The organism is Pseudomonas nicosulfuronedens (genome assembly GCF_005877905.1).
GTDB classification, from domain to species: domain Bacteria; phylum Pseudomonadota; class Gammaproteobacteria; order Pseudomonadales; family Pseudomonadaceae; genus Pseudomonas; species Pseudomonas nicosulfuronedens.
Genome location: NZ_SWDV01000029.1, coordinates 18,778 through 43,098 on the forward strand (window position 1 = coordinate 18,778; position 24,321 = coordinate 43,098).

Sequence of the window (24,321 nt, forward strand, 5' to 3'; positions counted from 1 at the left end):
CGCAGGAGTGCTCGGCACAGTTCCTCTTCACGGAAGACACACCATGAAAGTACTGCGCCTGCCCTTCATCGCATGCCTGTCGGTCACTCTGCCGTCGGCACTGGCTGCCAGCTTTGACTGCCAGAAAGCCAGCACCCCGATGGAACAAGCCATCTGTGCAAACGATGACCTCTCAGCACTCGATGATCAATTGAGTCTGACTTACCGTGCTCATCTGGGCAGCCCCGAACTCGACCCGGTACAACTCAAGAAAGCCCAGCGCAGCTGGCTGCAAAACACCCGGCGACGCTGTGAAGCCACCGAGACCTTGACCGACTGCTTGAGCGACGCCTACCGCGAGCGTCTGGAGGAGCTGGGGCCTGGAACCGGCGTCGATGCCCAGGGCCACGATTGGAAGCAGGCACTAAGGATCAGTAACACCGCGCCGGGCTATGACTTCCTACTCGACATGCAACCCTGTCCGGAGCAGACCTGCGAGGGTCCGGCCTTCCTCGGCATCGAGCGCGCCGGCAGCAACGAGGTGGCACAGGCAATCTATCTACCCAATGTTTTCCTGACGCGGCAGGAGAACGGCGAACCACTGGTGAACTCAGCCAGGCTTTACGATTATCAGGGCGTGATCAATGCAGGTGACTTCAATTTCGATGGCCAGCCGGACTTTGCAGTACAGAACGGCAACCGAGGCTCCTATGGCGGGCCAAGCTACGACGTTTTTCTCTTCGATGCGGGACGGCAACGCTTTATCTACAGTCCTGAGCTGAGCGCGCTGACACTGGAAAACCTGGGCTTCTTCGATATCGACGGCAAGCGCAAACGGCTGATCACCTTTTCCAAGAGCGGCTGCTGCTACCACGAGAAGAGCGAATACAGGGTGGAAGCCAATCAGCCAGTCGAAGTAAAACGTGAGATAGAGGATGCTGCTGGAGGCAGTGGCGATCCGGATATGGTCCTGCTGAGCACTGAGGAACTGGTCAATGGCCAATGGAAAACCACCTCCTCGCGCAAGGTGCCGTTCAAGGAGATTTACGGCGACCCGTAGCGCGCTGTAACGACATCGTTACGCCCATTCGCCGACGCTACCGGGACGTCCAGCGAAGCAGCACAGACAAGCCCCGTTGCGCGCCCTAGAATTGTGCAGCCACTCATTAGCTGCCTAACCAAGGATGTTCCATGGCCACCGCCAATCCCCGCCGGGGCTACGCTCTGGGCTTGACTGCCTATGTCATCTGGGGACTCTTCCCGATCTACTTCAAGCTGCTCGAACGCATCCCCGCGCTGGAAATCATCACCCACCGGGCCCTCTGGTCGGCGGTGTTCGGCGCCCTGCTGTTACTGGTGTGGAAGCACCCCGGCTGGTGGCGCGAGCTGCGCGAGAATCCCAAGCGCATCGCCGTCCTCACCGCCAGCGGCCTGTTGATTGCCAGCAACTGGCTGGTCTACGTCTGGGCGGTGAACAACGGCCACATGATCGAGGCCAGCCTGGGCTACTACATCAACCCGCTGATCAACGTATTGCTGGGCCTGGTGATCCTGCGCGAACGCCTGCGCCCGCTGCAGTGGGTAGCGGTCGGCCTCGCTGCGCTGGGCGTGGCCCAGCAGCTCTGGCAACTGGGCAGCCTGCCCTGGGTATCGCTGGCACTGGCGCTGACCTTCGGCTTCTACGGGCTGATCCGCAAACAGGCGCCGGTGGCTGCGCTGCCGGGCCTGGTAGTGGAGACCTGGATCCTGCTGCCACTGGCGATCGGCTACCTCGTGCTGTTCGCCGACGGCCCGAGCGTGCACGCAGACTTCTGGACCACCAAGGACGCCATCTGGCTCGCCGCCGCCGGCCCGATCACCCTGGTGCCGCTGGTGTGCTTCAACGCTGCCGCGCGCCACCTGCCTTACGCGACGCTGGGCTTCCTGCAGTACCTGGCACCGACCCTGGTGCTGCTGCAGGCAATCCTGCTGTTTGGCGAGCACCTGGACACCACTCGCCTGATCTCCCTCTGCTGCATCTGGGCGGGCCTGGTCGTCTACAGCGTGGACATCTGGTACCGCCTCTCCCGCGGCGACTGATCATTAATTGACCCACTGCCTGCAAGCCGCGCCAGCTGCGGCTTGCAGGCAGTCACCCGCAGATTGTCCACAGCTCTATCCCGCGAATGCGGGGATAACGACCATTTCTTCCACAAGCCGCTCCGCCGCACGCTTCTCTGTGCAGCACTCCCTGGTTGCCCACGGCAATCCGATCACTAGTTGATCAAAACTACGCACGTCTCGTGGTTTCTGGGCTGCCAAGCCATTTCCCTGGCTTTTCCACAGGCTGATCCCCGCTTCGTGTGGATGGACAACCGGCGTCCGTTCAGAAAGTGGACAACACTGTGAAGACCAGAAACAGCGCGGCCCTCAGCGTTCCATGAACGGCTTCTCCACAGACTCTTCCAGTGGTTTTGTGCACAGCGACTGGAGAGTCCGGAGCACTCAGCTTGCCGTGCACGCCTTGTGCAAAAAACGACCAGATCACTGGAAGCCAAGTGGCTAGCAGGTCCTAGCAACTTATCAACAGATTGCCCACGGTGCGATCCCCGCAATCTGTGCACAGCAACGACACCGCAAGTGGATAAATGGATCAGCAGGAGGCCCAGACAAAATGGGCCCCCTGTCAATTCATCAACAGAGAGCCCACAGGTTTTTCCACAAGCTTTGCAATCAATGCAGAACAATCATTCCCCGCTGTGGAAATTCAGCTCCACCATCAGGTCATCCGCCAGTTCTTCCAGCTTCTGCTGCAGGGTTTCCAACGGCAGGGTCAGCGGCACGGCCAGCAGCGCCTCGGCGTGGAACAGCGGCTCACTGCTCATCGGCGCTGGCAGCACCTCGGTCGTCAGGCTTTCCAGGTTCACACCATGCTCGGCCAGCAGCTGGGTGATGTCACGGACGATGCCGGGGCGGTCGTTGCCCACCAGATCGAGATGGATCGGCTTCCAGTTGCAGGCCGGCTCGATACCGCTCTCCGCCAGCAGCACGCGAATGCCGTGCTCGCTCAGTTCCTGAAGGCCTTCCACCAGCTCGTCATAACCCTCGGCGGGCACGGCCACGCGAAGGATCCCGGCGAACTGCCCGGCCATGCGCGACATGCGGCTTTCCAGCCAGTTGCCGCCGTGGGCGGCGATGCATTTGGCCACGCGCTCCACCAGACCGGGCTGGTCCTGGGCGATGACGGTCAATACGAGGTGGTCCATGAGCAGTCTCCGCGAAGGGCTAGGCCGTGAGGTCCAGCCAATAGGTGTAGAACTTGTCGTCCCGCTTGTAGCCCAGACGCTCATACAGCGACTGACCAGCATGGTTGGTCTTCGCCGTCTCCAGCATCAGGCCGCAGGCACCGGTGCTTTCGCCGTGGGCGCGGGCGGCGTTCATCAGCGCTTCACCGTAGCCATCGCGACGCGCAGCAGGCAAAACGTAGAGGTCGCTGACCAGCCAGGACGCCTGCAGCGCCAGGGAAGCGAAGAACGGATACAGCTGCACGAAGCCGACCGCCAGCCCATCGATACTGCGCGCGATGAACACCGTGGACTGCCCGCTGCCGATACGTGCCCCGAGGAATTCGCGAATCTTCGCGTGCGGCGCAGGCACCTCGTAGAAATCGAGGTAGCCGGAAAACAGCGGAACCAGGTCATCCAGATCGGTGGGGGTGGCAAGCGTCACGGACATGCGGGATTCTCCAGGAGGGAAGATGCAGTATAGGCACGGCGAGGTTAGCCGGATGCGACGGGCTGCCACAGGTACCCATTCGGGTAATGCGTGTACAGTTTTAAGATTTATCTGGAACAATCCAAAGGATATTTGCGAACATAAGACCTGCTACGTGACTGATATGCGTACTTTGGTCTAACCGCGACGCTAGCCCACTGATTTTTCCCACGGCATCATGTAGTATTCCGCGGCTCGGACTACAAGGCGTTTTGCCTGTGTCCAGAGCTGGTCCTGAGCAGAGTGAGGCAAGCAATGACTGAACGCGTTCAAGTCGGTGGCCTGCAGGTCGCCAAAGTCCTTTTCGACTTCGTGAACAACGAAGCCATTCCCGGCACCGGCATCGAAGCCGGCAAGTTCTGGGCGGGCGTAGAAACCGTAATCAACGACCTGGCCCCCAAGAACAAGGCCCTGCTCGCCAAGCGCGATGACATCCAGGCGAAAGTCGACGGCTGGCACCAGGCCCGCGCCGGCAAGCCGCATGACGCAGCCGCCTACAAGGCCTTCCTGCAGGAAATCGGTTACCTGCTGCCCGAGCCGGCCGACTTCCAGGCCAGCACCCAGAACGTCGACGAAGAAATCGCCCGCATGGCCGGCCCGCAGCTGGTGGTGCCGGTGATGAACGCGCGCTTCGCCCTGAACGCCGCCAACGCCCGCTGGGGCTCGCTGTACGACGCACTGTACGGCACCGACGCGATCAGCGAAGAGAACGGTGCCGAGAAGGGCAAGGGCTACAACAAGGTCCGCGGTGACAAGGTCATCGCCTTCGCCCGCGCCTTCCTCGACGAAGCCGCTGCGCTGGAATCCGGCTCCCATGTCGACGCTACCGCCTATGTGGTGAAGAACGGCGCACTGGCCGTCACCCTGAAGAATGGCAGCGAGACCGGCCTGAAGAATGCCGCTCAGTTCCTGGCCTTCCAGGGCGAAGCCGCCAAGCCGAAAGCCGTGCTGCTCAAGCACAACGGCCTGCACTTCGAAATCCAGATCGACCCGACCAGCCCGATCGGCCAGACCGACGCTGCTGGCGTGAAAGACGTCCTGATGGAGTCCGCGCTGACCACCATCATGGACTGCGAAGACTCCGTGGCCGCCGTCGACGCCGACGACAAGGTCGTGGTCTACCGCAACTGGCTGGGCCTGATGAAAGGCGACCTCGCCGAGCAGGTTTCCAAGGGCGGCAGCACCTTCACCCGCACCATGAACCCGGACCGCGTTTACACCAAGGCCGATGGTTCCGAGCTGAGCCTGCATGGGCGCTCCCTGCTGTTCGTGCGTAACGTTGGCCACCTGATGACCAACCCGGCGATCCTCGACGCCCAGGGCAACGAAGTGCCCGAAGGCATCCAGGACGGCCTGTTCACCAGCCTGATCGCCATTCACAACCTGAACGGCAGCGCTACCCGCAAGAACAGCCGCACCGGCAGCGTGTACATCGTGAAGCCGAAGATGCACGGTCCGGAAGAAGTCGCCTTCGCCGCCGAGATCTTCAGCCGCGTCGAAGACCTGCTGGGCCTGCCGCGCAACACGCTGAAAGTCGGCATCATGGACGAAGAGCGCCGCACCACCGTCAACCTGAAGGCCTGCATCAAGGCCGCCGCCGAGCGCGTGGTGTTCATCAACACCGGCTTCCTCGACCGCACCGGTGACGAAATCCACACCTCCATGGAAGCCGGCGCCATGGTGCGCAAGGGCGCCATGAAGACCGAGAAGTGGATCGGCTCCTACGAGAACAACAACGTCGACGTCGGCCTGGCCACCGGCCTGCAGGGCAAAGCCCAGATCGGCAAAGGCATGTGGGCCATGCCCGACCTGATGGCCGCCATGCTCGAGCAGAAGATCGCTCACCCACTGGCCGGCGCCAACACCGCCTGGGTTCCGTCGCCGACCGCTGCCACCCTGCACGCGCTGCACTACCACAAGGTCGACGTGTTCGCCCGTCAGGCCGAACTGGCCAAGCGCGCACCGGCTTCGGTGGACGACATCCTGACCCTTCCGCTCGCCCCCAACACCAACTGGAGCGCGGAAGAGATCAAGAACGAGCTGGACAACAACGCCCAGGGCATCCTCGGCTACGTGGTCCGCTGGATCGACCAGGGCGTCGGCTGCTCCAAGGTGCCGGACATCAACGACGTTGGCCTGATGGAAGACCGCGCCACCCTGCGCATCTCCAGCCAGCTGCTGGCCAACTGGCTGCGCCACGGCGTAGTGACCGAGGAGCAAGTGCTGGAAAGCCTCAAGCGCATGGCTTCGGTGGTGGATCGCCAGAACGCCGGTGATGCCCAGTACCGCGCGATGGCGCCGAACTTCGACGACAACGTGGCCTTCCAGGCCGCGCTGGAACTGGTCATCGAAGGCACCAAACAGCCCAACGGCTACACCGAGCCGGTCCTGCACCGCCGCCGTCGCGAGTTCAAGGCCAAGAACGGTCTGTAAGGACTTTCGCGATGTGTTGAAGAAACCGCCCTCCGGGGCGGTTTTTTTATGGCTGCCGGCTGGAGTCGGCCTGCTAGCCCGCCCGACGCGAACAGCGCTCACGTCCTGAGCCGCCCCGACAAGGGAGCAGCAGTGCGGGACGTAACGCATGTGCACAATTTTTGTGTACAAAATCCCCACCACGCACTATCGGCGATCTCGTCCAACCTGACTCACAAGTCAATGATTGCTATGGAAAATAAATTTCCTGACCACTTGGACATGCGCGCAGTCCGCACCAATAAAGGGCTCAAGCGATCTTCGCGCGCGCCGGAGGAACGGCCGACAGCGCGCGAGCGGCTGCACTGGCACGGAACTGGCTTTTGCACACAAACCACAAAAAGCCGTGCATACAAAAGCCGAGTAGCCCATGACCAGTAGTCCCACGCACCTGTCCGGCGTTACCCCCGTCCAACCTGTCGACAGCACGGCATCCGCCAAGGTGGCCGCGCCGACCCTGAGCCCGCGCCTGTACAGCGCCGACCTGGCACCGACCAAGGCTGCCGGCCGCAGTTGGGGGCGCTACAGCCTGTTCGCGTTGTGGACCAACGATGTGCACAACATCGCCAACTACTCCTTCGCCATCGGCCTCTTCGCGCTGGGCATGAGCGGCGCGCAGATCCTCGCCGCATTCGCCCTCGGCGCGCTGGTGATCTACGGCCTGATGAACCTCTCCGGCTACATGGGCCAGAAGACCGGCCTGCCCTACCCGGTGATGTGCCGCATCAGCTTCGGCATCCACGGCGCGCAGGTGCCGGCGCTGATCCGCGCGGTGATCGCCATCGCCTGGTTCGGCATCCAGACCTACCTCGCCTCGGTAGTGCTGCGCGTGCTGCTCACCGCTATCGCACCGAGCCTTGCAGCCTATGACCAGGACTCGATCCTCGGCCTGTCGACCCTCGGCTGGATCACCTTCCTCGGCATCTGGTGCGTGCAGTTGGTGATCTTCGCCTACGGCATGGAGATGGTGCGCCGCTACGAATCCTTCGCCGGCCCGATCATCCTGGTGGCCTTTGCCAGCCTCGCCGGCTGGATGTACTGGCGCGCCGGCCTGTCGATTGCCTGGTCCAGCGGCCATGCGCCAACCGGCTCTGCGATGTGGCTCAAGGTACTGGGCGCCGCTGCGCTGTGGGTCTCGCTGTACGGCACCATGATCCTCAACTTCTGCGACTTCACCCGCAATTGCCCGGACCGCCGCACCATCAGCGTGGGCAATTTCTGGGGCCTGCCGGTGAACATGCTGGGCTTCGCGCTGATCGCCGTGGTGCTGGCCGGCGCGCAGTTCAGCATCGACGGCAAGCTGGTGCAGAACCCCACCGAAATCGTCGCCGCGATCCCCAACACCTTCGGCCTGGTACTGGCCTGCCTGGCCTTCCTGATCGTCACCGTGGCGGTGAACATCATGGCCAACTTCGTCGCCCCGGCCTACGTGCTCACCAACCTGGCGCCCAATCTGCTGAACTTCCGCCGCGCTGGCCTGCTCAGCGCCACCATCGCGGTGCTGATCCTGCCCTGGCACCTGTACAACAGTCCGGCGGTGATCGTGTATTTCCTCGGCGGCCTGGGCGCCCTGCTCGGCCCGCTCTACGGGATCATGGTCACCGACTACTACCTGGTGCGCCGCAGCCGGGTAAACCTGCCGGAGCTGTACAGCGAGAGCCGCGAGGCGACCTACCACTTCAGCGGCGGCGTGAACCTGCGAGCAGTGGCGGCGTTCGTTCCGGCAGCGCTGATCGCCATCGTCCTCGCGCTGGTGCCGGCCTTCGAGGCGCTGTCGCACTTCTCCTGGTTCTTCGGCGCCGGTCTCGGTGCGCTGATCCACTATGCCCTGGCCGACCGCAAGCGCGTCTATTCGGACGTATCCGGCGAATCCATCGCGGTAGACGCTGCGCATCATTGATCTTGTGCTGATCGGCCTGTGGATAAGCGACAAGGCCGCCCTCGGGCGGCCTTGTTCATTCAGGGCGCCAGCAGGAAGTCCAGCACGGCGCCTTCGAACTCACGGGGAAACTCGACGTTCGACAGGTGCACCGCCGGCAGCGTGAACACGCGCGCACCGGGGATCGCTTGGGCAATCAGTTCGCTGTGGCTGGCGGCAGTCACGGTGTCGAACTGCCCGGCGACCACCAGCGTAGGCAGGCGGACATCGTGTAATGCGCTGCGCAGATCGGCTTCCTGCACGGCGGCGAAGGAGCCGGCCAATCCATGCCGATTGGTCGCCAGCAACGTGGCGCGGAAAGGCTCTACCTCCGGTCTCGACGTCTCCAGCCAGAGCGCCGGAAACCAGTTGGCGAGGAAGGTTGCCGCGGTGCCCCGCATATCCGCCGCCGCCAGTACCTCGGCGATGCGCGCATCCCACTGCTCCTGCGGCCCGAGCCAGGCGGAGGTGTTTGCCAGAACCAGTCGCTCGATGCGTTGCGGAGCATTCAGCGCCAGCCACTGGCCGACGAACCCGCCGAGTGAAAGCCCCAGGAAATGCGCACGCTGCACGCCGAGCGAGTCAAGCAGTTCGACCACGTCCTGCCCCAGCCGCGTCAGCGAATAGGGGCCGGGGGGAACGCTGGATGCTCCGTGCCCCCGGGCGTCGTAGCGCAGCACGCGGAAGTGCTCGCTCAGCGCAGCGATCTGTCCGTCCCACATATGCAGGTCGGTGCCGATGGAATTGGACAGCACCAGCAGCGGGCGCTCGGCGGCCCCGTCCAGGCGATAGGCGATGCGCGCGTTATCCCGGGTGACCAGGTAATGAAGCGGGCTCATGGGAGCGTCTCCTCAAGTGAATGTGGAGACGAAGGTAGTTGCGGTCGTATTCCGAAGAAATTACAAAGCACTGAACAACTTTGTCAAGAAACCTGACATGCACGACTTCACCCTGCACGACCTGCAGTGCTTCGACACCGTGGTTGAAGCCGGCGGCTTCCAGGCCGCCGCCCAGCAACTGCACCGCTCGCACCCGGCAGTTTTCGCCGCTGTCGCCCGCCTGGAGCGGCAGCTCGGCTTCGAGCTGCTGGACCGCAGCGGCTACCGCGTCGCCCTGACCGGCGCCGGCGAATCCTTCCACCGCCGCGCCAGGGACCTGCTGCGCGAACTGGGCAGCCTGCGGGACCACGCCGCGCACCTGGCGGCCGGTGAGGAGAGCGAACTGCGCGTGGTGCTCGGCGACTTCTGCCCACGAGCTGCCCTGCTGGAAAAGCTTGCGCGCTTCTTCGCCACGCAGCCTCACACGCGCCTGCAGCTGTACTTCGAAAGCGTCAGCGGTCCGCTGGAGCGGCTGCTCGACGGTGAGGCGGATCTGATCCTGCACCGCGTGGACAAGGCCGACCCGCGCCTGGAGTGGCTGCACCTGGGCGAAGTGGATTTCATCCCGGTGATCGCGCCGACGCTGCTGGCGAACACCACGGACATCCGTCCCGAACAGTTGCGCGCGCTCACCCAGTGCGTGATGCGTGACAGCGCCCGGCACTCCCCACCGGCGGACTACTTCACCCTCGACGGCGCACCGCAATGCACGGTGCCGGACCAGGCGATGAAGAAAGAGCTGGTGCTGCACGGCCTGGCTTGGGGTCACCTGCCGCGCCATCTGATTGCCGAGGAACTGGCCGAAGGACGCCTGTGCGATCTCAGCGGGCCGGACCTGCCCGGTCGCCGCGAAGAGCTGGTCGCCGCGCGCCGGCGCGACCGTGCCCACGGCCCGGTCGCGCAACGGCTCTGGGGCTTCCTGCGGGAGTCCTGATCAACTACGGCTCATCGGCCCGCGCACCGGTTGCTCGCGCATGTGGCAGACCTCGCTGACCGGCGCGCCGGCGGCAATCAGCGCCTCGCGCTGCTGAGCGATGGGCGTGCGGGCGATAGCGCGCTCGAACTGGTTGAGCGTCTGGAATGCAGGCAGAGCGAAGGCTGCCGCGAGCATCGCCGCCAGCTTCGGCCAGCGCTGGGCGTCCAGCTCGTAGCGGGCGAACTGCGCGTTGCGCATGAAACAGGCGACGCTGATGTCGGCGATGGACAACTCGCCCAACAGCCAGCCGCTCGCCGGCAACTGCGCCTCCAGGTAATCGAAGACCGCCGGCAGGTCGTGCTGGTAGGTCTTCTCCAATACCCCCACATCGGGCTCGCGTCCCCACACGCCACGACCGATCACCAGTTGGTCGAACAGCTGCCAGATCACCACCTGGCCCATGCGGCTGTCGGCAAATTCCTCGATCCAGCGGGCACGGGCGCGCTCGGCGATGTCCGCCGGGTAGAGCGCGGGCTGTGGATAACGCTCTTCCAGGTACTGGCAGATCACCGAGGAGTCGTTGAGCACCAGCTCGCCGTCCACCAGCACCGGTACCTGGCGCAGCGGGCTCAGCTTCTCGAAATCCTCGTTGCCGAAGAACGGCACGATGGAATCGATACGGTAGTCCACCCCCTTCATTTCCAGCAGCACCAGCGCCTTGCGCACGTAGGGGGACAGGTAGGAGCCAATCAGCAGCAGCGGTTCGGACATGACGGTTCTTCTTATAGGAATGGGCGCCCGATTGTAGATCGCGCCACGAGCAGCGGACAAAAGCCGACGGGTGCCAATTGCGCGCGTGACTGCACTTTGCGATCATTTGCGAATGGTTATCGTTTTTTAACTTGATCCCATTCGAGATCATTGGGGGAGTAGCTTGTCGGCCATCCAGATGGGTAGCGGCGAACTCGTAGGCGCCTTGTATCGCGATCACCGCGACTGGCTGACGGCCTGGCTGAATCGCAGCCTGGGCTGTCCGCAGCGCGCCGAAGACCTGAGCCACGACACCTTCGTCCGCGTGCTCGGCCGTCGCGAGCTGCCCTCCCTGCGCGAACCCCGCGCCTTCCTGGTCACCGTTGCCAAGGGCCTGCTGGTGGATCACTGGCGCCGCGTGGCGCTGGAACAAGCCTACCTCGAAGAACTGAAATGCCTGCCCGAGGCCGTGCAGCCCTCCGCCGAGGATCACTGCCTGATCCTCGCCGACCTGCGCGAAATCGACCGCCTGCTGGGCAAGCTGTCCACCCGCGCGCGCAGCGCGTTCCTGCTCAACCGCCTGGACGGCCTGGGCCACGCCGAGATCGCCGAGCAACTGGGCGTCTCTGTGCCGCGCGTGCGCCAGTACATCGCCCAGGGCCTGCGCCAGTGCTACATCGCGCTGTACGGCGAGCCGACGTGAAGGGACCGGTTTCCCTGCAGATACTCGACGAGGCGATCAGCTGGCAGCTGCGCCTGGGCTCCGGCGAATCGCGCCCCGACGATGAAGCTGCCTTCGCTCGCTGGCATTCGGCCCACAGCGAACACGCCCGCGCCTGGAGCCAGTTGGGCATGCTCGACCGCAGCCTTGCTGGCGCCGCACCCAAGGCCGCGCGCAACGCCTTGCTGCGCTCGCCGGGCGAGTCCCGGCGCAAGGTTCGCCGCCTGGCCGGCACCGGCTTGTCGTTGCTGCTGGTCGGCGCGCTGGCGCTGGGGGTCGGCAACCGCTACACACCCATACGCTATGCCTTCTCCGACCTGGTGACCGCCACCGGCGAGCAGCGCGAACTGCGCCTGCCGGACAACACCCGACTGGTGCTGAACAGCCGCACCGCCGTCGATGTGCGTTTCGACGCCGAGCAGCGGCGCATCGTCCTGCTCAGCGGCGAAATTCTCGTGGAGACCGCCCACGGCGACAGCCGCCCGTTCATCGTCGAAACCGACGAAGGCCGCCTGCGCGCCCTCGGTACACGCTTTTTGGTGGAGCGCGATGACGGCGACAGCACCTTGCTCAGCGTCCTGCAATCCGCCGTGGCCGCACGCCCCGAGCAACTGCCGGACGAGCGCGTCATCAACCAGGGCCAGCAGATACGAGTACGCGCCGACGGCTTCGGCGCAGTGGAGGCCAATAGCGCCACCGCCGATGCCTGGACCCACGGCATGCTGGTGGTGGACAACGTGCGCCTGAGCGAGCTGATCGATCAACTGGCGCGCTACAGCCCGGGCTACCTGGCAGTGGACCCGGCGCTAGCCGACCTGCGCATCACCGGCAGCTTCCCGCTAAAGAATATCGACCTGGCGCTCAGCTCGCTGGAACCAACGCTGCCGGTGCGTATCGAGAAGCACGGCCAGTGGTGGTCCCGCGTAGTGCCGCGCGGCTGAACACTTCTGTGCAGGAGCGAGCTTGCTCGCGAACGGCTTCCCCGGCTGCGCTGGCGCCAGGGGTTCGCGAGCAAGGGCTAGGCGCCCCCCTCGGTCCTACGAAAAGCCATCCGGAAATTTTTTTCACCCAGCCCTATCACTTTTTGAATCTCGTCCGGCAAGGAGGCATCGAGAACCGTTTTCATTCAGGAGTCGTTGTCAATGCGCCGCCCGTTCGAACTGTCGCTCCGCCCTTGCCTGCTGGCCACCGCTATCCTGCTGGCCACCTCTTCGGCCATCGCCGCCGACGCCGTGCGTGACTACCAGATGCCTGCCGGCCCGTTGGCCAGCACCCTCAACCGCATCGCCGCCGAGGGCGGCCTGAGCCTGAGCCTCGATCCGGCGCTGGCCCAGGGCCGTAGCGCACACGCCGTGCAGGGCCGTTACGACGCCGCCGGCGCACTGCGTCAGGCGCTGCAGGGCAGCGGGCTGGAGCTGGTGGAAAACGAATCGGGCAGCTACAGCCTGCGCCCGGTGCCGAGCGACACCCTGTCGATGTCCGCTACCACCATCAGCGCCGCCCAGGAAGATCCGGACGGCCCCGCGGTGGGCTACGTCGCCACTCGTTCGCGCATTGGCACCAAGACCGACACGCCGATCCTGGAGACCGCCAAGTCCATCTCCGTCGCCACCCGCGAGCAAATGCAGGACCGTGGCGTGCAGAACATCGACGACGCCGTGCGCTACATGCCCGGCACGGTCGCCAGCAGCTATGGCAGCGACACCCGCTCCGACTGGCTGCGCATCCGTGGCTTCGAGCCGACCCAGTTCCTCGACGGCCTGCCGATGGCCACCGGCGTCTATGCCAACCCGAAGCTGGACACCTGGGACCTGGAGCGCGTTGCCGCGCTGCGCGGTCCGGCCTCTTCCGTCTACGGCCAGACTCCGCCCGGCGGCCTGCTGGACATGACCAGCCTGCGCCCGCAAGCCGAGCAGGCAAGTGCCGTGCAACTGCAGGCCGGCAACTACAACCACAAGCAGATCAACTTCGACAGCACCGGCCCACTGGATGACGAAGGTCGCTTCCTCTACCGCGTCAGCGGCGTGGTGCGCGACAGCAACACACAGATCGACCACATCCCGGACAAGCGCTACAACCTGGCGCCGAGCCTGACCTGGAACATCGACGACGATACCAAGCTGACCTTCCTCAGCCAGTTCACCCGTGACGATACCGGCATCACCACCCAGTTCCTGCCGCTCAAGGGCACCAAGTACGATGCCCCCTTCGGCGATATCTCGCACCACAAGAACCTGGGCGACCCGGACTGGGAAAACTACGACCGCACCACCTGGTGGCTGGGTTACGCCTTCGAGCATCGTCTCAATGACGTCTGGCAGTTCCGCCAGAACCTGCGCTACATGAAGAACGACCTGTCGTTCGACGCGCTCACTCCTGGCGGCTACCTCGACACCGTCAGCGACGACGGCACCCTGAACCGTGTCAGCACCTCGGTGAACGAGGACCTGGACCAGTTCGTGGTGGACAACAACTTCCAGGCCGACTTCGACACCGGCGAGTTCAAGCACACCGTGCTGCTGGGCCTGGACCACAACCGCATGGACACCAGCTACACCTCGATCTACGGCTACGCGGTGCCACCGACCAACGTGGTGCGCCCGATCTATGGCCAGCCCATCGTCACCCCGGACCGCTCCACCGCGTTCTACGACTACCGCCAGCAGATCGACCAGACCGGCGCCTACGTGCAGGACCAGATCGCCCTGGACAACTGGCGCCTGACCCTCGGTGGCCGCTATGACTGGGTGCACACCGACACCAAGTTCCGCAACAAGGGCGATGCCACCACTTCCGGTACCGATCGCCAGTTCAGCGGCAACGCGGCGCTGAGCTACATCTTCGACAATGGCATTGCGCCTTACCTGTCCTACTCCGAGTCGTTCCAGCCGGCCACCGGCGCGGACGTCTCCAGCACCGAGTCGTTCAAGCCGACCGAGGGCAAGCAGTGGGAGCTGGGCGTGAAGTACCAGCCGGTGGGCAGCGACACCCTGCTGACCGCTGCCGTGTATGACCTGCGCCAGGAAAACGTGACCGTCTCCGAGAACGTCGGCGGTGTGCCGGTTTCCAGCCAGACCGGCGAAGTGAAGGTCACCGGCCTGGAACTGGAAGCCAACTCCAACCTGACCGAAAACCTCAAGCTGATCGGCAGCTACACCTACACCGACACCGAGGTGAAGAAGGGCCAGTACGCCGGCAACCGCCTGCAGCTGATCCCGCGCAACGCCGCATCCCTGTGGGCCGACTACACCTGGCACGCCGGTATGCTCAACGGTTTCGGCGTCGGCTACGGCGTGCGCTACGTGGGCGACACCTATGGCGACCAGGCCAACACCTTCGACGGTTACGCCGGTTCCTATACCGTGTACGACGCCGCAGTGCACTACGACCTTGGCAAGCTGGACAGCAGCCTCAACGGCACCTCGGTGGCGGTCAACGCCACCAACCTGTTCAACAAGGACTACATCTCCACCTGCGACGGTTACTACTGCTACTACGGCGATCAGCGCAAAGTGGTGGCGAGCGTGACCTACAAGTGGTGATAGGCACTGCCGGGTAGCTCCAACACGCGGCTACCCCTTGGCTACCCGCTGAAAGCCCCGCCCCATTCGGAGCGGGGCTTTTCCTTTTGCAGGAGCAACTGTTTTTTCAGGTCAGCCCGTGCCTGTGATTCCCCTCACCCCAGCCCTCTCCCTTGGGGAGAGGGAGCTGATGGTGCCGGCTCAGGCCATGACTTCATCCTGCGCCGAACAGTCCCCTCTCCCTCTGGGAGAGGGTTAGGGTGAGGGGTGGTCCGTGCACAGAACGCTCCTACGCACCTGCATCGTGTTGCCGAGTACGCCTCAGCGCCGCACCGCCCCCCACACCACGCTCGCATCGTCATGGATCTTCAGGCGCGGATAGTCCAACGCCTGGCCATCGGCGCTTTCCAGCGCGCGCAGTTCATCGATCAGTGCCTCAACACCACGCTCGGGCAACGCCGCGAACAGCGCGTCCAGGTCGTAGCGGCGAAAATCCAGCAGCCGGTCGAAACCATCGGTCACCAGCATGAACGCCTTCAGTCCCACGGGGTCGAGCACTCGGCGCTGCACGTGCGGAATCCAGCGCTCGCTCGGGTCGAGGCACCAGTAGCCTTCCGGCGTATTGGCCAGCGTGCGGTTGCGCCGCACCCATTCGCGGCTGGCCTGCCACAGTTGCGCGTGGCTCCATTCCGGGTTCGCCTCGCGCAGCGCCAGCAGGCGCTGCACTGACTGGCGATCGATCTCTTCCAGCGGCGTATCGCCGAAGCTCTCGACCTGGCCGTCCTCCCAAGCCAAGTGGATGCAGGTGTCGCAGAGGTTGAGCAGCTCCAACGAACCGTCACCCAGTACCCGCAGCAGACTCAGACAGGCGGTGGGCAAGTTGAGGTCCAGGCTCACGGCCATGCCAGAGTCGCGCTGGAAATCCGCAGCGATGCCCGCCTGCAATTGCGCCAGCAACTCCTCGGTCGGTTGAAAAGGCTGCTCTTCCAACAGCTGTTGCAGGTGCGCATTGGCACTCTGGGCCAGCCAGCGGGCATCGCTCTCGCCGCCCACCAGCCCCTGTCCAAGACTGGTCGCCCCATCCAGCACCCAAGCCGAAGTGGTGGTATAGCCGATGGCGTCGTCGTTCACCGGCGAGCCTTGGCGGCAGGCCGCCCCCCATACGGAAATCGTCGTCACAACCGTTCTCCTTCGTTTTGTCGGCCACACTGACCGGCGTACAGTCTCACCTGAGTCCGGACTCTGCCAAGGAGAGCCCCATGCTTCGCGTCCTGCCCCTCCCCCTGAGCTGCCTGCTCCTCACCGGCCTGCTGCTGGCCACCGGCGCACAAGCCACCGAGGTGAAGTACTACGACCTGCCCAAGGGCTCCGCCCCGCATGACGTAGCCCCCACCGAGGACGGCAAGGTCTGGTACACCGCGCAGAAGCTCGGCGTGCTCGGCCGGCTCGATCCGCAGACCGGGCAGAGCGAGCAGATCAGCCTCGGCAAGGGCTCCACCCCGCACGGCGTTATCGCCGACGGCAACGGCGACGCCTGGATCACCGACAGCGGCCTGAACGCCATTGTCCACGTGGACGCACAACGTCTTGGGGTGGAGGTCATTCCGCTACCCAAGGAAGCCGCCAACGCCAACCTCAACACTGCGGTATTCGATGACGACGGCGTGCTGTGGTTCACCGGGCAGAACGGTTTCTACGGTCGCCTCGATCCGAGCAGCCGGGAGCTGAAAGTCTGGCCGGCGCCCCGCGGCAAGGGCCCGTACGGCATCGCCGTGGCTCCGGATGGCGGCCTCTGGTACGCGTCGCTGGCGGGCAACTACATCGGTCAGATCGACGGCATCCAGGGCAGCGCCACCCCCTTCGATTCGCCCGACAAGGATGGCGGGCCGCGCCGCCTCTGGGCCGACTCGGTGGGACGGCTCTGGGTCAGCCAGTGGAATGCCGGCAGCCTGGCGCGCTTCGACCCCAGCGACAACCAGTGGAAAACCTGGAAGCTGCCGGGTGATCATCCCCAGCCCTATGCGGTCTATGTCGATGCCATGGACCAGGTGTGGCTGAGCGATTTTTCCGCCAACGCGCTGTTGCGTTTCGACCCGCAGAGCGAACGCTTCACCACCTACCCGAGCGACCACGAACACGCCAATGTGCGCCAACTGCTCGGCCGCCCCGGCGAAGTATGGGGCGCCGAATCCGGCACCGATCGCCTGGTGCAGATCCACGATTGAGCCCATGACCGATACCCAGGAGTTGCTGTCGATGACCACCCGCCCCGTCCTGTTCCACGCTGCCGCTTCGCCCTTCGTGCGCAAGGTCATGGTCCTGCTGCACGAGACCGGCCAGGTCGATTCCGTGGAGCTGTACGCCGCTGTCCACACGCCCATCGCGCCGGACGCCGGCGTGTTGCAGGACAACCCCGCCGGCAAGATTCCCGCCCTGCGACTGACCGACGGGCAGACCCTGCACGACAGCCGGGTGATCCTCGAATACCTCGACCAGCAGCACGCCGGCGAACCACTGATTCCTCGCGAAGGCTCGGCGCGCTGGCGTCGTCTCACCCTCGCTTCGCTGGCCGACGCGGTGCTTGATGCGGCGGTGCTGATCCGCTACGAAACCGCTATGCGCCCGCCGGAAAAGCACTGGGATAAGTGGCTGGACAACCAACAGCTGAAGATCGTCCGCACCCTTGCCTACTTCGACGGCCCGGCCTGCATCGAGCTGGCCGAGCGTTTCGACATCGCGGCCATTGGCGTGGCCTGCGCGCTGGGCTACCTGGACTTCCGCCAGCCGCACTGGGACTGGCGCAGCGACTACCCACAGCTGGCGAAGTGGTTCGCCGAGATCAGCCAGCGGCCGTCGATGCAGGCGACTGTGCCGGGCTGACTGACGATGGGTATCGCTGCGCTCCACCCATCCTACGGGACGCAGCTCAGAGAGCAGGCTGGCGTGCTCCAGACCCGCCAGCCTGAACCGCCCAGCCCCCTCTCCCCTCGGGAGAGGGTTGGGGTGAGGGCAAAGCCCGCGCGCCATGACTTCACCACGGGGCGTCCACGCCGCTCCACCCGCCGCTGAAATCTCTCGTCGCGTACCGCCCTCCGCCCCATCCCCTGCTCGAACAACCCGGCGATCCGCCGCGCCAGCCGCCGTCCTGCTTCGCGCTCTTCGCGCAATCCAATCATGACTTTCTCCCCAGCCGGTAGATCGGCAGCGCCAGCAGCAGGCCGAGTTGTGCCACGCCCATGCACATCTCCAGGAAGGAGCGCACGTGAGGATTGTTCGCCGCGTCCTCGACACCAGTGAGTTGAGTCCACAGGTCGCCCGGCAGCAACAACGCCAGGTGCGCCAGCGGCTTGCCGGTGGCCACCAGCAGGGCGATCCAGTCGAAGCGGCCGAGCAGCATCAGCACGGGCAGGCACAGCCCACTGACCAGCAGGCCGGCGAACAGGCACAGGGAAAAACGCATCAGGTTGGGCATCTCCATTCTCCTCAGCGCTGCACGCGCACGCCTTCCAGGGAAAAGTCGAGATCATCGCCACGGGGCTTGCCGATGCCATACCAGTCCAGGTGACGGGTCAGCACCATCACACCGCCGAGCACACCGAACAGCAGCAGCGAACCCATCAACAACGCGTAGTCCTCGGCGCTGAGCAGCGCGTAGAGCATCCCGTAGAGCCCGGCGAGCCTCAGGCTGAATCCGGCGCCACGCCAAAGGCTATGCAGCACGTGACAGAGGTAGAAGCCGATCAGACCGACACAGGCACCAGCGGACAGCAGGTAGGCCAGCTCGAAGCCGACGTGCTCCGAGAGCGACAGCAGCAGCAGGTAGAACAACGCCAGCGCCATGCCCACCAGCGCGTACTGGATCGGGTGCACCGACAGGCGCTTGAGCACTTCGAAAAGGAAGAAGCCGGCGAACGTGAGGACGATGAACAGCAGGGCATACTTCACTGCGCGGTCGGTTTTCAGGTACTGGTCCACCGGGTCCACCAGCGCCACACCGAAACGGTGCTGACCGAACTCGCTGCACTCGGCGGAGCTGGCGCGGGAGGTATCCGGATCATCCGCACCAACCGCGCGAGCAACATCCGCCTGGGCCGGCGCGGTGCAGGCACGCAGTTGGTCCTCCAGGTTGGTGGCGAAGAAGCTGGTGCGCCAGCGGGCGCTGAAACCCTTCTCGCTGATGCTGCGTTCGATGGGCAGGAACTCGCCGCCGAAGCTGGGATGCGGCCAGTCCGAGACCAGATTGACCTGGCTATCGCGCCCTACCGGGGTGATGTCCAGTCGGCTGCTGCCCAGCAGCGCCAACTCGAAGGAGTAATCGAAACGCTGCTCGCGGTCGCTGGCCTTGATCGGCAGGACCGCATGCACGCCATTGCCGAGGAACTGGCTCTGGGTGCCCGGCTGGAAGTCGCGCAGCTCGTCACCGACCTTCAGCTTCGGCGCATTCTCGATACCGCGCACATCGCTGATGCCGACGGCCAGCAGCGGGTCATCGAAACGGTAGCTGCCCAGGTCGCTGGTGATGCCGTAGTTGGCCGGCAGCACGAAGCTGCCGCTGACCTGGCTGTCGGCATGGAACAGGCGCGCCTCGTAGATGCCACGATGGCGCAGCTCGGTGCGCATCTGCCCGTCGAGGCTGAAGACTTCCGGGAGGAAGTACAGTCGGCCACGCACCTCGCGCTCCTGCAGCACGCGCTGCTGGCTCGCCTTGTCCAGGCGCCAGCCGCGAATGGTGCGGATGTAGGGCACGACCACCAGCGGGCCGGTGAGCTGCTGGCTGTAGCTGGCGCTGCGGGCAATATCCTGCAGGACCTCGTCGCGGTAGCTCTGACGCTCGTCGACGAGGCCGTCGATCATCAGCAGGGGTATCAGCAAGAGGACGATCAACAGCGCGATGGCGCCGAGCTTGATGCCGAGATGGCGGTTCATCGAGGGCTTCTCCGTAGTTGGACGACGGAGCAAGCCTGGGGCCTGCGCGTGAGGACGCTCAGGTGGGAATGTGGAGACTGTGTGGGGATTCTGTGGAGGTGGAACAACCTGTAGGCAAAACCTTACGGCTGCGGCAGCGACAGGCTCGCGCGCACCCCGCCCTCGACATTCTCCACGCGAAGCTCGCCACCATGCAGCGCCGCTACCTCAGCGACAAAATTGAGGCCGAGACCGGTGCTCTTGCGCCCGCTCAGCGGGCGCGGCAGGGAATAGAAACGCTCGGTCAGGCGCGGCAGGGCGAACGCCGGAATGGCTTCGCCCTGGTTGAACAAATCCACGCGCCAGCCTTCGCCGTCAGGCTGCGCGTCGAAGCGAATCACGCCCCCCGCCGGTGTGAAATCCAGCGCATTGTCCAGCAGGTTGCCCAGCGCCTGGCGCAGCAGGAAACGCTCGCCCACCACGGTTGCCTGCTGGGGGATCGCGTTCTCCAGCTGCACGCTCTGCGCGCGAGCCAGACGTTCACCGATCAGCTCATTCGCCAGCTCCTGCAAGCTCACCGGTACGTGCTCTTCCAGCCCCTGTCGCTGCTCCACCTGAGCGAGGTTCAGCAGGCGCTCGATCAGCTGCTGCAGACGCTCGCTCTCCCCGGCGATGTTGCCGACGAAGCGCGCACGCTGCTCGGCAGGCATCTCGCCCTCAAGCAGTTCCGCCGCTCCGCGAATCGCCGCCAGCGGGCTCTTCAGTTCGTGGGTCAGGGTATGCACGTAGCGCTCGACGTAGTCCTTGCCCTCCAGTTGCACGCGCATGTGCTCCACCGCACCGGCCAGTTGCGCCATCTCGCCCCCCCGGTAGCGCGGCAGTTCGGCACGGCGGCCTTCGCTGACCGCCTGGGCGTAGCGGGTCAGGCGGTCCAGCGAGCGGCTCAGCCACCAGGACAGCCCCGCGCCCACCAGCAGGCCGAGCGCGATCAGCCCGGCGCCGAGCCACGCCAGCCGGCGCTGCGAGCGATCGATATAGGGCTGCAGTGTGCGGTTGGGCTTGGAGACCGAGACCACGCCGATGATCTTCTCACCATCGCGGATCGGCGCGGCGACGTACATCACCGAGGACTCCGGATCGTCCGCCGATTCGCGACTGGAGCGCGCCCCGTATTCGCCGTTCAGCGTCCGATAGACGTCATTCCAGCGCGAATAGTCCTGGCCCACGGCCTTTCCGAGGGAGTCGAGCAGGACGACACCGCGTGCATCGGTGACGTAGATACGGTGGTTCACCGCCGTCTTGTTCACGCCCCAGATGTCCGCCTGCGGGCTGCGCGCACCATAGGCTCGGAGCATGTCGGGCAGCCGACTCTGATCGAGGGTGCCACTCTTCACGTCGGCCTGGAGAATCTCGGCCAGCAGGTTGGCGGTATCCACCAGTGTCTCTTCGCTGGACTGCCGCACGCCGGGACGGATTTCGTCCATCACCGTGCGCAGGACGAACCAGCCGGTCAGCCCGACGAAGAAGAAGTACACCAGGAATATCCGCAGTGACAGGCGCATCAGCTCTTGTCCGGCGCGTAGCTGTAGCCCAGGCCGCGATGGGTCTGGATCGGTTCGGCGGCGGGGGCGACCTGGCGCAGCTTGGCGCGCAGGCTCTTGATGTGGCTGTCGACGTTGCGCTCGTAGCCCGCGTCGGCGGCGATGCCCAGGGCATCGAGCAACTGCTCGCGGCTGAAGACGCGCTCGGGGCGCGCCAGCAGCGTTTGCAGCAGGCGGAATTCGTGGCGGGTCAGGGCCAGCGAGTGGCCGTGGTAGCGAATCTGGAAGCGCTCCTCGTCCACCTCGAACGGGCCATGGCCAGCGGGTGCCATGGCAGGCGCTTCACGCGGTGCAGTACGTTTGAGGATGGCTTTCACCCGCGCGGCGACTTCGCGCGGGCTGAAGGGTTTGACCACGTAGTCGTCGGCGCCGATCTCCAGGCCCACCACGCGATCGATCTCGGCGTTGCGCGCGGTGAGGAAGATCACCGGCACCTCGGAGAAACGCCGCAGTTGCTTGCAGGCTTCGAAACCGCTGATGTCGGGCAGGCCGACGTCGAGGATGACCAGGTCGAAGACGTCGCGCTGCAAGCGTTCGAGGGCAGGGCCGGCGAGGTTCAGCCAGGTGGTCTCGAAACCTTCGGCCTGCAGGGCATAGAGCAGCGTGTCGGCGATGGCGGCTTCATCTTCGACGATGAGGATGTGGGGCATGGGATTCCGATTCCCGGGAAAGTCCCGAAAGGGTCCACCAAGCCCCGCGCCGCGTCAATCGAGGATCAGGAGCAGTCCGGCTTGCCGGCCACGAAGCGCTCGCCCGCATCCACCGCCACATGGAATTTGCGCAGGCCCTTGGCGCCCATCAGGAACGGGTAGTTGAAGTGACTGCGGTCGGTGAGGTTGACCTCGATGGTGCGCTGGTCACCGCCCAGGCACACCGGCAGCTCGATCACCGGACGCTGGCTGAGGCCGGGGCTGGATTCTTCCTCTTCATCCTCGCCGGCTCCATCGGAGCGGTTCTTGATCTTCGAGATGCGCGCCAACTTGTGCTCGTACACCGAGTCGCCGCCGTCCTTGGTCGCCAGCTTGAAGCGTACCCAGTCCTCGCCGTCGCGCTGGAAGATCTGGATGTCCTTGGCCGACAGCGAGGAGGTGTAGGCGCCGGTGTCCATCTTGGCCTGCAGGGTCTGGTCGAGTTCGGGCAGGCTGACCCATTCGTAGCGGCCGTAGAGCTTGGTCTCGGCGGCCAGTGCGAGGCCGGGCAGTGCGATGAGCGTAAGCAGAGCGAGGGCGCGTTTCACGCGAAATCTCCGGGGTGGAATACGTCGCATAGGACTAGCACGCCGGCCATTGGTTCGCCATACCTGCGCCGCTTGGGCCGGAACAATTGTCTGCGTATCATGGCCGCGCCACCGTCGCACAAGGAATGGACCCCATGCCGGCCGTCAAAGGCGTCATCGCCAGCCTACTGCTGTTGCTCAACACCCTGATCCTGATCGGGCCGATGATGCTGATCGCGTTGCTCAAGCTGGTCGTCCCCGGCCAGGCCGCGAAGGACGCCTGCTCGCGCGGGGTAATGTGGATCGCCGAGACCTGGGCGGAGATCGACAAGGCCATCTTCGCCCTGATGACCCCGACCGTCTGGGACATCCGCGGCGACGCCCAGTTGCGCGGCGACACCTCCTACCTGGTAGTCAGCAACCACCAGTCCTGGGTCGACATTCCAGCACTTGTGCAGGCCTTCAACCGCAAGACCCCCTACTTCAAGTTCTTCCTGAAGAAGGAGCTGATCTGGGTGCCCTTCCTCGGCCTGGCCTTCTGGGCGCTCGACTACCCCTTCATGAAGCGCTACAGCAAGGCCTTCCTGGAGAAGCACCCGGAGCTCAAGGGCAAGGACCTGGACATCACCAAGGCCGCCTGCGAGAAGTTCAAGCGCATGCCGGTGACCGTGGTGAACTATCTGGAAGGCACGCGTTTCACCCCGGCCAAGCAGGCCCAGCAGCAGTCGCCCTACCAGAACCTGCTGCGCCCCAAGGCCGGCGGCGTGGCCTTCGTGCTGGCGGCGCTGGGCGAACAGCTCGATACGCTGCTGGACGTCACCCTGGTCTACCCGAAAGGTCCGCGACCGGGCTTCTGGGATCTGCTGTGCGGCCGCGTGCCGCGCGTCATCGTCGACATCCAGGCGCGCGAGATCGACCCCGCGCTGTGGCAGGGTGATTACGAGAACGATCCGGAATTCCGCCAGTACGTGCAGCACTGGGTGTCACAGCTGTGGGAGCAGAAGGATGCGCGCATCGAACAGCTGCGCCAGGAGTTCTGAAGCGGCTTACGCGCCCCGCCCGGCCACCGGCGCAGCCGGCGTCAGCGGAGCCGTTGGCGTCCCCCAGAGTCCGCCGAGCGTTCCCAGCAGCTGGCTGCTCAGGCCCTGCTCGGTGAAGTAGTCGAGGATCACTCCGGCGAAGCGGCCAATCATCGACTGGTCCATGCCCAGCACACCGAAGATCTGATCGACGTCCTGCAGGTTGTTGATCCCGCCCAGCAGCGCCGCGGCGCTGCCCAGGCCACCGAAGCCACCCAGTGCGCCGCCCAGATCGCCCAGCGAGCTGTTGCCGGCGAGCTGGTCGAGATTCGGCAGCGAATTCTGCAGCTGCGCCGTATCCGTTTCCTTCAGGCTGTTCATCGCCAGCCCCAACAGCGCTCCGGTACCACCGATAGCCTGCTGCTCGCTGACACCCAACTGCTTCGTGAGGTTGCCCAGCAGCGCGCTAGCGGCCGGCGGCACATTTTGCGTCTCGGTGACGGGTTCGCTGGCTTCGGTGAAAGTGGCCGCGAACACGGGAGAAGCGGCCAGCCAGGCGGCAGCCAGGAAGACGACGGAACGGGTGGGCATCGACGGCTCCGGAATACGGAATTCCGGCCCCAGGGCGGGGCCGGATCGTCGATAGGACCGGGGGGCAGCGCGGCGGTTCCA

22 protein-coding genes are annotated in these 24,321 nt (G+C 64.8%); 11 read left to right on the forward strand and 11 right to left on the reverse strand.

The genetic code is table 11. From position 1 onward, the window contains the following. Positions 1 to 43: 43 nt before the first annotated feature. Both FAS41_RS20805 and rarD read left to right on the forward strand, forming a co-directional pair. Positions 44 to 1,039, forward strand: coding sequence for a lysozyme inhibitor LprI family protein (locus FAS41_RS20805; RefSeq protein WP_138525339.1), 996 nt, complete (start codon positions 44 to 46; stop codon positions 1,037 to 1,039). A 131-nt stretch (positions 1,040 to 1,170) separates the two neighbouring features. Further along, positions 1,171 to 2,058 carry an EamA family transporter RarD gene (gene rarD / locus FAS41_RS20810; protein WP_138525340.1) on the forward strand — a complete coding sequence of 296 codons (888 nt, stop codon included), beginning with the start codon at positions 1,171 to 1,173 and terminating at the stop codon, positions 2,056 to 2,058. A gap of 647 nt (positions 2,059 to 2,705) precedes the next feature. Here the strand turns inward: rarD and FAS41_RS20815 are convergent. Together FAS41_RS20815 and FAS41_RS20820 are read right to left on the reverse strand one after the other, a co-directional pair. Continuing rightward, the gene (locus FAS41_RS20815) at positions 2,706 to 3,224 is read right to left on the reverse strand and encodes a glycine cleavage system transcriptional repressor (RefSeq protein WP_045212798.1); all 519 of its coding nucleotides are present in this window, start codon (positions 3,222 to 3,224) and stop codon (positions 2,706 to 2,708) included. Positions 3,225 to 3,243: 19 nt separating this feature from the next. Then, positions 3,244 to 3,693, reverse strand: coding sequence for a GNAT family N-acetyltransferase (locus FAS41_RS20820; protein WP_138525341.1), 450 nt, complete (start codon positions 3,691 to 3,693; stop codon positions 3,244 to 3,246). A 294-nt stretch (positions 3,694 to 3,987) separates the two neighbouring features. Between FAS41_RS20820 and FAS41_RS20825 the strand changes: the two genes are divergently transcribed. Beyond that, positions 3,988 to 6,165, forward strand: coding sequence for a malate synthase G (locus FAS41_RS20825; RefSeq protein ID WP_138525342.1), 2,178 nt, complete (start codon positions 3,988 to 3,990; stop codon positions 6,163 to 6,165). A 409-nt stretch (positions 6,166 to 6,574) separates the two neighbouring features. Continuing rightward, positions 6,575 to 8,104 (forward strand): NCS1 family nucleobase:cation symporter-1, encoded by a 1,530-nt coding sequence (locus FAS41_RS20830; RefSeq protein WP_138525343.1) that lies wholly within the window; start codon positions 6,575 to 6,577, stop codon positions 8,102 to 8,104. Positions 8,105 to 8,163: 59 nt separating this feature from the next. Here FAS41_RS20830 and pcaD read toward each other — a convergent pair whose 3' ends face one another. Next, positions 8,164 to 8,961 (reverse strand): 3-oxoadipate enol-lactonase, encoded by a 798-nt coding sequence (gene pcaD / locus FAS41_RS20835; RefSeq protein WP_138525344.1) that lies wholly within the window; start codon positions 8,959 to 8,961, stop codon positions 8,164 to 8,166. 97 nt (positions 8,962 to 9,058) lie between these two features. Here pcaD and FAS41_RS20840 point away from each other — a divergent pair, with 97 nt between their 5' ends. Further along, the gene (locus tag FAS41_RS20840) at positions 9,059 to 9,934 is read left to right on the forward strand and encodes a LysR family transcriptional regulator (RefSeq protein ID WP_138525345.1); all 876 of its coding nucleotides are present in this window, start codon (positions 9,059 to 9,061) and stop codon (positions 9,932 to 9,934) included. Here FAS41_RS20840 and FAS41_RS20845 read toward each other — a convergent pair whose 3' ends face one another. Further along, positions 9,935 to 10,687 carry a glutathione S-transferase family protein gene (locus FAS41_RS20845; RefSeq protein WP_138525346.1) on the reverse strand — a complete coding sequence of 251 codons (753 nt, stop codon included), beginning with the start codon at positions 10,685 to 10,687 and terminating at the stop codon, positions 9,935 to 9,937. It abuts the gene before it with no gap. 178 nt (positions 10,688 to 10,865) lie between these two features. Here FAS41_RS20845 and FAS41_RS20850 point away from each other — a divergent pair, with 178 nt between their 5' ends. The 3 genes from FAS41_RS20850 to FAS41_RS20860 all read left to right on the forward strand — a co-directional run bounded on the left by FAS41_RS20850 (position 10,866) and on the right by FAS41_RS20860 (position 14,929). Next, positions 10,866 to 11,369, forward strand: a complete 504-nt coding sequence (locus tag FAS41_RS20850) for an RNA polymerase sigma factor (RefSeq protein ID WP_425049004.1) — start codon at positions 10,866 to 10,868, stop codon at positions 11,367 to 11,369. Then, complete coding sequence (locus FAS41_RS20855) at positions 11,366 to 12,328, forward strand: FecR domain-containing protein (RefSeq protein ID WP_138525348.1); 963 nt, start codon at positions 11,366 to 11,368, stop codon at positions 12,326 to 12,328. The genes FAS41_RS20850 and FAS41_RS20855 overlap by 4 nt, the downstream gene beginning before the upstream one ends. Positions 12,329 to 12,529: 201 nt before the next feature. Beyond that, complete coding sequence (locus FAS41_RS20860) at positions 12,530 to 14,929, forward strand: TonB-dependent siderophore receptor (RefSeq protein ID WP_138525349.1); 2,400 nt, start codon at positions 12,530 to 12,532, stop codon at positions 14,927 to 14,929. 300 nt (positions 14,930 to 15,229) lie between these two features. Here the strand turns inward: FAS41_RS20860 and FAS41_RS20865 are convergent, their stop codons facing one another. Next, positions 15,230 to 16,087, reverse strand: coding sequence for a protein phosphatase 2C domain-containing protein (locus FAS41_RS20865; protein ID WP_138525350.1), 858 nt, complete (start codon positions 16,085 to 16,087; stop codon positions 15,230 to 15,232). Positions 16,088 to 16,167: 80 nt separating this feature from the next. Here FAS41_RS20865 and FAS41_RS20870 point away from each other — a divergent pair, with 80 nt between their 5' ends. Next, a complete protein-coding gene (locus tag FAS41_RS20870; RefSeq protein ID WP_138525351.1) occupies positions 16,168 to 17,133 on the forward strand; it encodes a Vgb family protein in 966 nt (321 codons plus the stop codon). A 31-nt stretch (positions 17,134 to 17,164) separates the two neighbouring features. Next, positions 17,165 to 17,788 (forward strand): glutathione S-transferase family protein, encoded by a 624-nt coding sequence (locus FAS41_RS20875; RefSeq protein ID WP_138525402.1) that lies wholly within the window; start codon positions 17,165 to 17,167, stop codon positions 17,786 to 17,788. A gap of 292 nt (positions 17,789 to 18,080) precedes the next feature. On the opposite strand, the gene FAS41_RS20885 is transcribed toward FAS41_RS20875, so the two are convergent. From FAS41_RS20885 to rloA2, 5 genes are all read right to left on the reverse strand, one after another. Then, complete coding sequence (locus FAS41_RS20885) at positions 18,081 to 18,380, reverse strand: hypothetical protein (RefSeq protein ID WP_138525353.1); 300 nt, start codon at positions 18,378 to 18,380, stop codon at positions 18,081 to 18,083. Between the two features lie 11 nt (positions 18,381 to 18,391). Next, entirely contained in the window at positions 18,392 to 19,834 is a 1,443-nt protein-coding gene (creD, locus tag FAS41_RS20890) for a cell envelope integrity protein CreD (RefSeq protein WP_138525354.1), read from the reverse strand. A gap of 122 nt (positions 19,835 to 19,956) precedes the next feature. Continuing rightward, the gene (gene creC / locus FAS41_RS20895; RefSeq protein WP_138525355.1) at positions 19,957 to 21,375 is read right to left on the reverse strand and encodes a two-component system sensor histidine kinase CreC; all 1,419 of its coding nucleotides are present in this window, start codon (positions 21,373 to 21,375) and stop codon (positions 19,957 to 19,959) included. Further along, positions 21,375 to 22,064, reverse strand: coding sequence for a two-component system response regulator CreB (gene creB / locus FAS41_RS20900; protein ID WP_138525356.1), 690 nt, complete (start codon positions 22,062 to 22,064; stop codon positions 21,375 to 21,377). The genes creC and creB overlap by 1 nt, the downstream gene beginning before the upstream one ends. 65 nt (positions 22,065 to 22,129) lie before the next feature. Further along, positions 22,130 to 22,651 carry a retropepsin-like aspartic peptidase RloA2 gene (gene rloA2 / locus FAS41_RS20905; protein ID WP_017520188.1) on the reverse strand — a complete coding sequence of 174 codons (522 nt, stop codon included), beginning with the start codon at positions 22,649 to 22,651 and terminating at the stop codon, positions 22,130 to 22,132. A 134-nt stretch (positions 22,652 to 22,785) separates the two neighbouring features. On the opposite strand from rloA2, the gene FAS41_RS20910 reads away from it, so the two are divergent. Next, positions 22,786 to 23,670: an acyltransferase gene (locus tag FAS41_RS20910; protein ID WP_138525357.1), complete on the forward strand. Its 885-nt coding sequence runs from the start codon at positions 22,786 to 22,788 to the stop codon at positions 23,668 to 23,670. Positions 23,671 to 23,676: 6 nt separating this feature from the next. On the opposite strand, the gene FAS41_RS20915 is transcribed toward FAS41_RS20910, so the two are convergent. After that, entirely contained in the window at positions 23,677 to 24,240 is a 564-nt protein-coding gene (locus FAS41_RS20915; RefSeq protein WP_138525358.1) for a DUF2780 domain-containing protein, read from the reverse strand. Between the last annotated feature and the right edge of the window lie 81 nt (positions 24,241 to 24,321).

Bases quoted from the DNA above. Each gene is read 5' to 3' on its own strand.
- FAS41_RS20805 (WP_138525339.1), top strand. From the start codon at position 44: ATGAAAGTACTGCGCCTGCCCTTCATCGCATGCCTGTCGGTCACTCTG.
- rarD (WP_138525340.1), top strand. From the start codon at position 1,171: ATGGCCACCGCCAATCCCCGCCGGGGCTACGCTCTGGGCTTGACTGCC.
- FAS41_RS20815 (WP_045212798.1), bottom strand. From the start codon at position 3,224: ATGGACCACCTCGTATTGACCGTCATCGCCCAGGACCAGCCCGGTCTG.
- FAS41_RS20820 (WP_138525341.1), bottom strand. From the start codon at position 3,693: ATGTCCGTGACGCTTGCCACCCCCACCGATCTGGATGACCTGGTTCCG.
- FAS41_RS20825 (WP_138525342.1), top strand. From the start codon at position 3,988: ATGACTGAACGCGTTCAAGTCGGTGGCCTGCAGGTCGCCAAAGTCCTT.
- FAS41_RS20830 (WP_138525343.1), top strand. From the start codon at position 6,575: ATGACCAGTAGTCCCACGCACCTGTCCGGCGTTACCCCCGTCCAACCT.
- pcaD (WP_138525344.1), bottom strand. From the start codon at position 8,961: ATGAGCCCGCTTCATTACCTGGTCACCCGGGATAACGCGCGCATCGCC.
- FAS41_RS20840 (WP_138525345.1), top strand. From the start codon at position 9,059: ATGCACGACTTCACCCTGCACGACCTGCAGTGCTTCGACACCGTGGTT.
- FAS41_RS20845 (WP_138525346.1), bottom strand. From the start codon at position 10,687: ATGTCCGAACCGCTGCTGCTGATTGGCTCCTACCTGTCCCCCTACGTG.
- FAS41_RS20850 (WP_425049004.1), top strand. From the start codon at position 10,866: ATGGGTAGCGGCGAACTCGTAGGCGCCTTGTATCGCGATCACCGCGAC.
- FAS41_RS20860 (WP_138525349.1), top strand. From the start codon at position 12,530: ATGCGCCGCCCGTTCGAACTGTCGCTCCGCCCTTGCCTGCTGGCCACC.
- FAS41_RS20870 (WP_138525351.1), top strand. From the start codon at position 16,168: ATGCTTCGCGTCCTGCCCCTCCCCCTGAGCTGCCTGCTCCTCACCGGC.
- FAS41_RS20875 (WP_138525402.1), top strand. From the start codon at position 17,165: ATGACCACCCGCCCCGTCCTGTTCCACGCTGCCGCTTCGCCCTTCGTG.
- FAS41_RS20885 (WP_138525353.1), bottom strand. From the start codon at position 18,380: ATGCCCAACCTGATGCGTTTTTCCCTGTGCCTGTTCGCCGGCCTGCTG.
- creD (WP_138525354.1), bottom strand. From the start codon at position 19,834: ATGAACCGCCATCTCGGCATCAAGCTCGGCGCCATCGCGCTGTTGATC.
- creC (WP_138525355.1), bottom strand. From the start codon at position 21,375: ATGCGCCTGTCACTGCGGATATTCCTGGTGTACTTCTTCTTCGTCGGG.
- creB (WP_138525356.1), bottom strand. From the start codon at position 22,064: ATGCCCCACATCCTCATCGTCGAAGATGAAGCCGCCATCGCCGACACG.
- FAS41_RS20910 (WP_138525357.1), top strand. From the start codon at position 22,786: ATGCCGGCCGTCAAAGGCGTCATCGCCAGCCTACTGCTGTTGCTCAAC.
- FAS41_RS20915 (WP_138525358.1), bottom strand. From the start codon at position 24,240: ATGCCCACCCGTTCCGTCGTCTTCCTGGCTGCCGCCTGGCTGGCCGCT.